Source organism: Nocardiopsis lucentensis DSM 44048 (assembly GCF_000341125.1).
Taxonomy (GTDB): domain Bacteria; phylum Actinomycetota; class Actinomycetes; order Streptosporangiales; family Streptosporangiaceae; genus Nocardiopsis; species Nocardiopsis lucentensis.
Window position 1 is genome coordinate 1 of sequence record NZ_ANBC01000528.1, and the last position, 7740, is coordinate 7740.

6 protein-coding genes are annotated in these 7740 nt (G+C 70.9%); 5 read left to right on the forward strand and 1 reads right to left on the reverse strand.

Annotated features, from left to right (window positions below; translation table 11 throughout):
• Window positions 1-321 precede the first annotated feature (321 nt).
• The 4 genes from pknB (at window position 322) to thiI (ending at window position 5759) form a co-directional block, all read left to right on the forward strand.
• Window positions 322-2289 (forward strand): Stk1 family PASTA domain-containing Ser/Thr kinase, encoded by a 1968-nt coding sequence (gene pknB / locus D471_RS0118585; protein WP_017600007.1) that lies wholly within the window; start codon window positions 322-324, stop codon window positions 2287-2289.
• Window positions 2290-2376: 87 nt separating this feature from the next.
• Complete coding sequence (locus D471_RS0118590; protein WP_017600008.1) at window positions 2377-3039, forward strand: response regulator; 663 nt, start codon at window positions 2377-2379, stop codon at window positions 3037-3039.
• A gap of 110 nt (window positions 3040-3149) precedes the next feature.
• The gene (locus D471_RS0118595) at window positions 3150-4175 is read left to right on the forward strand and encodes a 6-phosphofructokinase (protein WP_017600009.1); all 1026 of its coding nucleotides are present in this window, start codon (window positions 3150-3152) and stop codon (window positions 4173-4175) included.
• A 300-nt stretch (window positions 4176-4475) separates the two neighbouring features.
• Entirely contained in the window at window positions 4476-5759 is a 1284-nt protein-coding gene (gene thiI / locus D471_RS0118600) for a tRNA uracil 4-sulfurtransferase ThiI (RefSeq protein WP_017600010.1), read from the forward strand.
• A gap of 179 nt (window positions 5760-5938) precedes the next feature.
• Here the strand turns inward: thiI and aroF are convergent, their stop codons facing one another.
• Window positions 5939-6985, reverse strand: a complete 1047-nt coding sequence (gene aroF / locus D471_RS0118605; protein WP_017600011.1) for a 3-deoxy-7-phosphoheptulonate synthase — start codon at window positions 6983-6985, stop codon at window positions 5939-5941.
• A gap of 386 nt (window positions 6986-7371) precedes the next feature.
• Here aroF and D471_RS0118610 point away from each other — a divergent pair.
• The coding region (locus D471_RS0118610) for a molybdopterin-dependent oxidoreductase (RefSeq protein WP_193789776.1) at window positions 7372-7740 on the forward strand (369 nt) is incomplete at its 3' end.

Below are 7740 nucleotides of genomic sequence, written 5' to 3' on the forward strand. Positions count from 1 at the left end.
GCGGGGCGGATCCCCGTCCGCCGACACGCCCAGGCGTCATCCCCGGCGATCGACTGACGACGCGCGGTAGGCGCCGCCGGAGCCCCCGGCGGCGTCACGTACGGTGGTGGGGTGAGCGGTGCGCCCGGAGCGGCACCGCACGACTGACGACGACCCAGGCGCGAACGCCTCCCACACAGGCGGTGTGGGGCGGCGCCACCGCGATCCGCGGGGCGGTCCGGGCACGAGCTTCCGCTATCGTGTCGGTTCGACACCCGGTGTCGGGTACGCGCCACCGGCCGCGAACGCCCGCGCTCCCCGCAGCAAGGACACTACTCCGCCGTGGACATGACGACTTCCGATCCCCTCGTAGGCGCGACGCTGGACCGACGCTACTTCGTCGAGTCCAGGATCGCCGGTGGCGGGATGGCGACCGTCTACGTCGCCCACGACCTGAGGCTCGACCGGCGACTGGCGCTGAAGGTGATGCACCCGTCGCTCGCGCAGGACCCCACGTTCGTCCAGCGCTTCATCAACGAGGCCCACTCCGTCGCCAAACTCTCCCATCCCAACGTGGTCCAGGTCTTCGACCAGGGTGAGGACCAGGGCCACGTCTTCCTGGCCATGGAGTACGTGCCGGGTCTGACCCTGCGCGACCGGTTGAAGGCCGCCGGACGGCTGAGGCCGCGCGAGGCCCTGCACGTGATGGCCTCCGTGCTGGCCGCGCTGGGCGCCGCCCACCAGGCGGGGATGATCCACCGGGACGTCAAGCCGGAGAACGTCCTCATCACCCAAGAGGGCATGGTCAAGGTGGCCGACTTCGGTCTGGCCCGGGCCGTGGAGCAGTCCAACCAGGGCCTCACGCGTACCGGCACCCTCATGGGTACCGCCGCCTACCTCGCTCCCGAACAGATCGAGCAGGGTGTGGCCGACGCGCGCACCGACGTCTACGCCGCGGGCATCATGCTCTACGAGCTGCTCACCGGCGGGCAGCCGCACACCGGTGAGACGCCGATCGCCATCGCCTACCAGCACGTGACCGAGGACGTCCCGCGTCCCTCGCACTTCCTGCCCGGGCTTGCGCCGGAGGTCGACGACCTGGTCACCAAGGCCACGGAGCGCGATCCCCGGTACCGGCCGAGCAACGCCGGACAGTACCTGGCCAAGGTCCTGGAGGTCCTCAACCGGCTGCCCGAGGACGGGGAGTCCGCCGTGGGGCCGCTGCCCCCGGTCGCGCAGACGGGCGCCTCGACGGCGTCCGTGACCGCCCCGCAGCTCATCGCGGGCGGTGCCGGCCCGGGCACCGAGAACGCCACGATGGTCGTGGACATGGGCGGCGCGGACCTGGACGGTGACGGCTACGGCGACGGTTACGACGAGGACGAGGACGACGCCCTGCGCAGGCGGCGCCGGCTCCTCCTCGGGATCGGCGGCGCGATCATGGCGATCGTCGTGTTCGTCGCCGGCTGGTGGCTGTTCCTCGGCCGTTTCGAGAACGTTCCGGACGTGACGGGCGACAGTATCGACGTGGCCCGCGACACGGTCCGCTCCGAGGGCCTGATCCTGGTGGAGGCGGCCGAACCCGTCTACAGCGACGTCGAGGCCGGAGCGGTCGCCCGGACCGAACCGGAGGCCGGGGAACGGCTGTCGCCCGGGGACGAGGTCACCGCGTACGTGTCCCAGGGCCCGCAGGTCGTGGAGATGCCCGACCTGGTGGGCGAGGACATCGCCGACGCCACGGCGGCCATGGAGGAACTCGGCTTCAGTCCGGACAGCCTCGAGGAGGAGGTCGTGGACGCCGAGGACGTCACCCCCGGCGAGGTGATCTCCACCGATCCGGCTCCCGGGGAGGACGCCGACCGCGAGGAGACCGTCACCATCCAGGTCAGCCGGGGCATCCAGGTGCCCGCCGTGGCCGGCCAGAAGGTGGAGGACGCGCAGCGGACCCTGGAGGACCTGGGGCTGACCGTCGATGTCGTCGAGGAGGAGAGCGAGGACGTCGAGGAGGGTGTGGTGATCACCCAGGACCCCGACAACGGCAGCACGGTGGGCGCCGGCGGCACCGTCACGCTCACCGTCTCCACCGGACCGCCCGGGGTCGAGATCCCCGACGTCGTGGGCCTGCAGGTCGGCGAGGCCCGCGAGCAGCTCAAGGAGGCCGGGTTCAAGGTGAAGGTCGAGCGCATCGCGGGCGGCAGGACCGTGGCCCGGCAGTCGCAGACAGGCGAGGCCCCGGAGGGCACGGAGATCACGATCACCGCGACGCCCGGCGGCATCGACTTCGGCGACTTCGGCGACTTCGACGACTGATCGACCGCGGTGAGGGGCGGGTGGGGCGCGTGGCGCCCCGCCCGCCCCTTCTCCTGTGCGTCCTCCTCCCGGGATAGGCTCGCCCGCATGGAGAGCGAAGCGATCCGGGTACTGGTGGTGGACGACCACCCGATGTGGCGCGACGCGGTGGCGCGCGATCTCGACGAGGCGGGTGTCGAGGTGGTGGGGACGGCGGGCGACGGCGCCAAGGCGCTGCGTATCGCCCCGGCCGTCCGGCCCACGTTGGCCGTCGTGGACCTCAATCTGCCCGACATGACCGGGGTGGAGCTCACCGCGGGCCTGGTGGCCCTGGACGAGCCGCCACGCGTACTGGTGCTCTCGGCCAGCGGGGCCAGTGACGACGTCCTGGCCGCCGTCAAGGCGGGCGCGACGGGCTACCTGGTCAAGTCGGCGGGCCGGGAGGAGCTGTTGGACGCGGTACGCCGCGTGCACACCGGCGAGGCGGTCTACACCCCGGGGCTGGCGGGTCTGGTCCTGGGTGAGTACCGGCGCCTGTCGGCGGCGGGCTCCCCTGGGACCGCCGATGAGAAGCCGCCGGTACTCACCCCCCGGGAGACCGAGGTCCTGCGGCTGGTGGCGAAGGGACTGGCTTACAAGCAGATCGCGCGGCGACTGTCCATCTCCCATCGGACGGTCCAGAACCACGTCCAGAACACCCTCACCAAACTGCATCTGCACAACCGGGTCGAACTGGTCCGATACGCCATCGACCAGGGCCTCGACGGGTGAACGAGCGGTGAATTCGCCCTCGGGGTTGGCCTGGGCCGCACCCGGACACTATGGTCTAGACCATATGGCGGCAGGCGCCGCCCAGATCCACAACGTCGAGGAGAAGTCGCATGCGAGTCGGTGTTCTGACCGGTGGTGGGGACTGCCCCGGTCTCAACGCGGTCATCCGCGCCGTGGTGCGCAAGGGCATCAAGGACCACGGCTACGAGTTCGTCGGCTTCCGGGACGGGTGGCGCGGCCCCCTCGAGGGCGACACCATGACGCTGGACGTGGAGGCCGTCCGCGGCATCCTGCCGCGCGGCGGAACCATCCTGGGCTCCTCCCGCACCAACCTCATGAAGATCGAGGGCGGTGTCGAGCGGGTCAAGGACAACATGGCCGGTCTGGGCGTGGACGCCCTGGTCGCCATCGGTGGTGAGGACACGCTGGGCGTGGCCCGCCAGCTGCACGAGCGCGGCGTCAACGTGGTGGGCGTGCCCAAGACCATCGACAACGACCTCAACGCGACCGACTACACGTTCGGTTTCGACACCGCCGTGAACATCGCCATGGAGGCGATCGACCGCCTGCACACCACGGCGGAGTCGCACCACCGGGCGCTCGTGGTCGAGGTCATGGGCCGCCACGCCGGATGGATCGCCCTGCACTCGGGCATGGCCGCGGGTGCCAACGTCATCCTCGTTCCGGAGCGCCCGTTCGACATGGACGAGGTCGTCAAGCACGTCGAGAGCCGGTTCCGCACCCAGTACGCGCCGATCATCGTCGTCGCCGAGGGCGCCCACCCCAAGGAGGGGCAGATGGAGCTGGCCACCGGCGAGAAGGACTCCTTCGGCCACGTCCGCCTCGGCGGCATCGGCCAGCGCCTGGCCGACGAGATCGAGCGCCGCACGGGCAAGGAGGCGCGCTCGGTCGTGCTCGGCCACGTGCAGCGCGGCGGCACCCCCACCGCCTTCGACCGCGTCCTGGCCACCCGCCTGGGACTGCACGCGATCGACGCCGTCGCCGCGGGCGACTTCGGGAAGATGGTCGGCCTCCAGGGCACCTCCATCGTCCGCGTCGACCTGGCCGAGGCCACCGACACCCTCAAGACCGTCCCGGCCGAGCGCTACCAGGAGGCCGAGACCTTCTTCGGCTGACGGAGCCCCTCCGTCACCCCTCACCGCCCAGGGGCCGCTTCGCGGGGGAGCGCACCTACCCGACGGTCACCTGCGGCGCGGTGCCCCTTCTCGGCGCCGCGGGAGGCCGAGCCCCCCGCTCGCCGTCGCCCCCGAGCGCGGCGGGCGGGTGCGTTCGCGGCCCCGTGTGGCCGGTACCCCCCGGAAAACGGCTGGAGCGGTGGGCCCGGTGTTCGATACTGGAGGGGGACGGCGGGTGTGCCCGGTCCCGCCGCCGTCGCATCCACGTCGCACCGGGGCGCATCCACCGGAGGTAGCACCATGTCCGCGTCGCTTGAGTCCGCGCCGCTCCCCGCAAACCCGGCCGGAGCCGACGCCGGACTGGGCGAGCTCTGCGTTCTGATGAAGCTCGGGGAGATCGTCCTCAAGGGCTCCAACCGCAAGCTGTTCGAGCGGCGGCTGCACAACAACATCCGCAACTCCGTACGCGATCTCGGCGAGATCCGGCTCTCCCAGCGCGGGTCCGGCGTGATCATCGTCCGCAAGCCCGGCGCCTCCGACATCGAGGTCGCCGAGATCGCCGACCGCATGGCCAACGTCATGGGTGTCGTGTGGGTGCACCTGGTCCGCAGGGTCGCCAAGGACCTGGACGTGGTCACCGACGTCGCGGTGCGCTCCATGGCCGACCGGGACGGGACCTTCGCCGTGCGGGCCCGCCGTCGCGACAAGCGCTTCGAGATGACCTCGGCCGAGCTGGCGGGCTACCTCGGCTCGAAGATCATCGAGGCGCACGGGTACCCCGTCAACCTCAAGCGCCCCGACAACACCCTCTACGTCGAGGTGGACAAGGACGAGGCGTTCGTGTTCACCGACGGCATCCCCGGCCAGGGCGGTCTGCCCGCCGGGATGAGCGGGCGCGGCCTGGTGCTGATGTCCGGCGGGATCGACTCCCCCGTCGCCGCGCACCGGATGATCCGGCGTGGACTCAAGGTCGACTTCCTGCACTTCTCCGGGATGCCGTTCACCGGCCCCGAGTCCATCTACAAGGCCTACAGCCTCGTGCGCCAGCTCGACCGCTTCCAGGTGGGTTCGCGGCTGTTCGTCGTGCCCTTCGGCAAGGCGCAGCAGCAGCTCAAGAGCTCTGGGATCGAGCGGCTCCAGATCGTCGCCCAGCGGCGGCTGATGCTCAAGACCGCCGAGGCCCTCGCCGACGACCTGGGCGCGGAGTGCCTGATCACCGGGGACGCGCTCGGCCAGGTGTCCAGCCAGACGATGACCAACATCACCGCCCTGGACGACGCCGTGGACATGCCGATCCTGCGCCCGCTCATCGGGATGGACAAGACCGAGATCATGGACCAGGCCCGCCGGATCGGCACCCTGGCCATCTCGGAGCTCCCGGACGAGGACTGCTGCACGATGCTGACGCCGCGCCAGGTGGAGACCGCGGCCAAGATCCCGGACCTTCGGCAGATCGAGAAGCGGCTCGACGCCGAGGAGCTGGCCGAGTACCTGGTCGGCACCGCCCAGCTCCACAAACCCAGCTTCCTGGGCGAGGAGGCCCCCGCTCGGGTGGCGGGCCCAGCGGCCGCCACCAGCGCCTGATCAACGCCGCCCCGTCCGTGCCGGCGGCACGGACGGGGCGGCGTTGGTCACGGACGCCTACGGCGCAGTCCGATTCACGCTCGTTCCCCGCTCGCGGCTCGCCTCGTCGTGCGGCACCCCGCCGGCGCCCAGACCGAACCCTCCCGGGCCTGCGCCCCGCTCCGGAGCGCCGTGACCGCTCAGAGGGCGGCGAACTGACGGCCCGGGGCCGGGGTCAGCTCACGGCCGCCGAGGGTCGCCAAAGTGCCCGCCACGTCGCGCAGCTCGGCCAGGTCCTCCTCCAGGAGCGCCTGGGGGCCGTCGCACAGCGCGTTCTCGGGGTCCGGGTGCACGTCCACGATGACACCGTCGGCACCGATGGCGATGGCCGCGCGCGAGAGCGGCAGGACCAGTTCGCGCTTGCCTCCCGAGTGCGACGGGTCCACGATCACCGGCAGGTGGGACAGGTTCTGCGCGACCGGGACCGCGCTGATGTCCAGGGTGTTGCGTGTGGCCTTCTCGAAGGTGCGGATGCCGCGCTCGCACAGGACGATGTCGAGGTTGCCGCGCTGGGCGATGTACTCGGCGGCCATCAACCACTCTTCGATGGTGGCGCTCATACCGCGCTTGAGCAGGACCGGCTTGCCCGCGTCGCCCGCCGCCTGGAGCAGGGCGAAGTTCTGCATGTTGCGGGTACCGATCTGGAGCATGTCGGCGTAGGAGGCGACGAGTTCGACGTCGGCGGCGTCGACGACCTCGGTCACGATCGGCAGCCCGGTCTCCTCGCGCACGTCGGCCAGGATCCGCAGACCCTCCTCCCCCAGGCCCTGGAAGGCGTACGGGGAGGTGCGCGGCTTGTAGGCGCCGCCCCGCAGCAGGGACGCACCCGCGGTCAGCGCCATGCGCGCCGCTTCCAGGGTCTGCTCGGGCGTCTCGACGGCGCACGGACCCGCGATGACCGTCATGTGTTCGCCACCGATCGGCACGCCGCGCACGTTCACCACGGATCGGCTGCTGTGGTTCTCTCGGCTGACCAGCTTGTACGGGGCTGAGATGCGCAAAACGTCGCTCACGCCGGGTTTGGCGGCCAGTCCCAGGTCCTGGAAACGCTCGACGTCACCGACCAGGCCGATGATCGTGCGGCTCACGCCGCGTGTCACGTACGCCTCGCCCCCGGCGGAGGAGACGAGCTCGACGAGATCGTCGATGTTGTCGGAAGTGGCGTCCGGTGCCATCACGATGACCATGTGCGTTGTCCCTGTTAGTCGTATGGGTGGCTGAGCCGCACGGTAGCCGCGCTTCACCGGGTGGTCGGTCCGAAACGCCAAGGAGCCCCGGACCGTCCGGCCCGGGGCTCCTTGTGAGGTCTTCTCTGTCAGCGCAGCGCTTGACAGGCGACCGTCCGAGGATCGGGCCGGTAGCCATAAAAGCGCCAAAAGTTCCGCTGCATGTGAGCGACTATAGCGCACACCCGGCGATCCGCCACACAACCGGGGGGAGTGACGTAGCTCTCGTGTCGGCCTGGCAGGATGGCCAGATGTCGACCTTTCCCCACAGGACGGGAGGAGCCGCCCACCAGGGGCGGACACGAGAGCTGGGCCGACAGGCCGGAACCAGACGAACGGAGGACGCGTTGTCCGACGGAACGGGGGATGGTGACCGGGGGGACACACGGGCGGCCAGGCTGCCGCCGGGTCAGGCGCTACGGGGCGAGCACAAGGCCTTGCACTACGGGCCCGTACCGACCTTCCGGCCGCACAGGTGGGATTTTCGGGTGATGGGAGCCACCGAGACACTCGGCAGCCACCGGTGGACGTGGGAGGAGTTCGGGCGACTGCCCGTGACCGACTCGGTGAGCGACTTCCACTGCGTGATGCGCTTCAGCGTCCCGGACGTGCGCTGGCGGGGAGTACGCGCGGTGGACCTGGTCCGGGTGGCGCCACCCGGACCCGAGGTCACGCACGTGATGGCGTGGGGCGAGTACGGCTACAGCGCCAACCTG

What these genes read in the sequence shown, in the direction of transcription:
- aroF (WP_017600011.1), bottom strand. Translation starts at nt 6,985, where the DNA reads ATGGTCATCGTGATGGCACCGGACGCCACTTCCGACAACATCGACGAT.
- thiI (WP_017600010.1), top strand. Translation starts at nt 4,476, where the DNA reads ATGTCCGCGTCGCTTGAGTCCGCGCCGCTCCCCGCAAACCCGGCCGGA.
- D471_RS0118595 (WP_017600009.1), top strand. Translation starts at nt 3,150, where the DNA reads ATGCGAGTCGGTGTTCTGACCGGTGGTGGGGACTGCCCCGGTCTCAAC.
- D471_RS0118590 (WP_017600008.1), top strand. Translation starts at nt 2,377, where the DNA reads ATGGAGAGCGAAGCGATCCGGGTACTGGTGGTGGACGACCACCCGATG.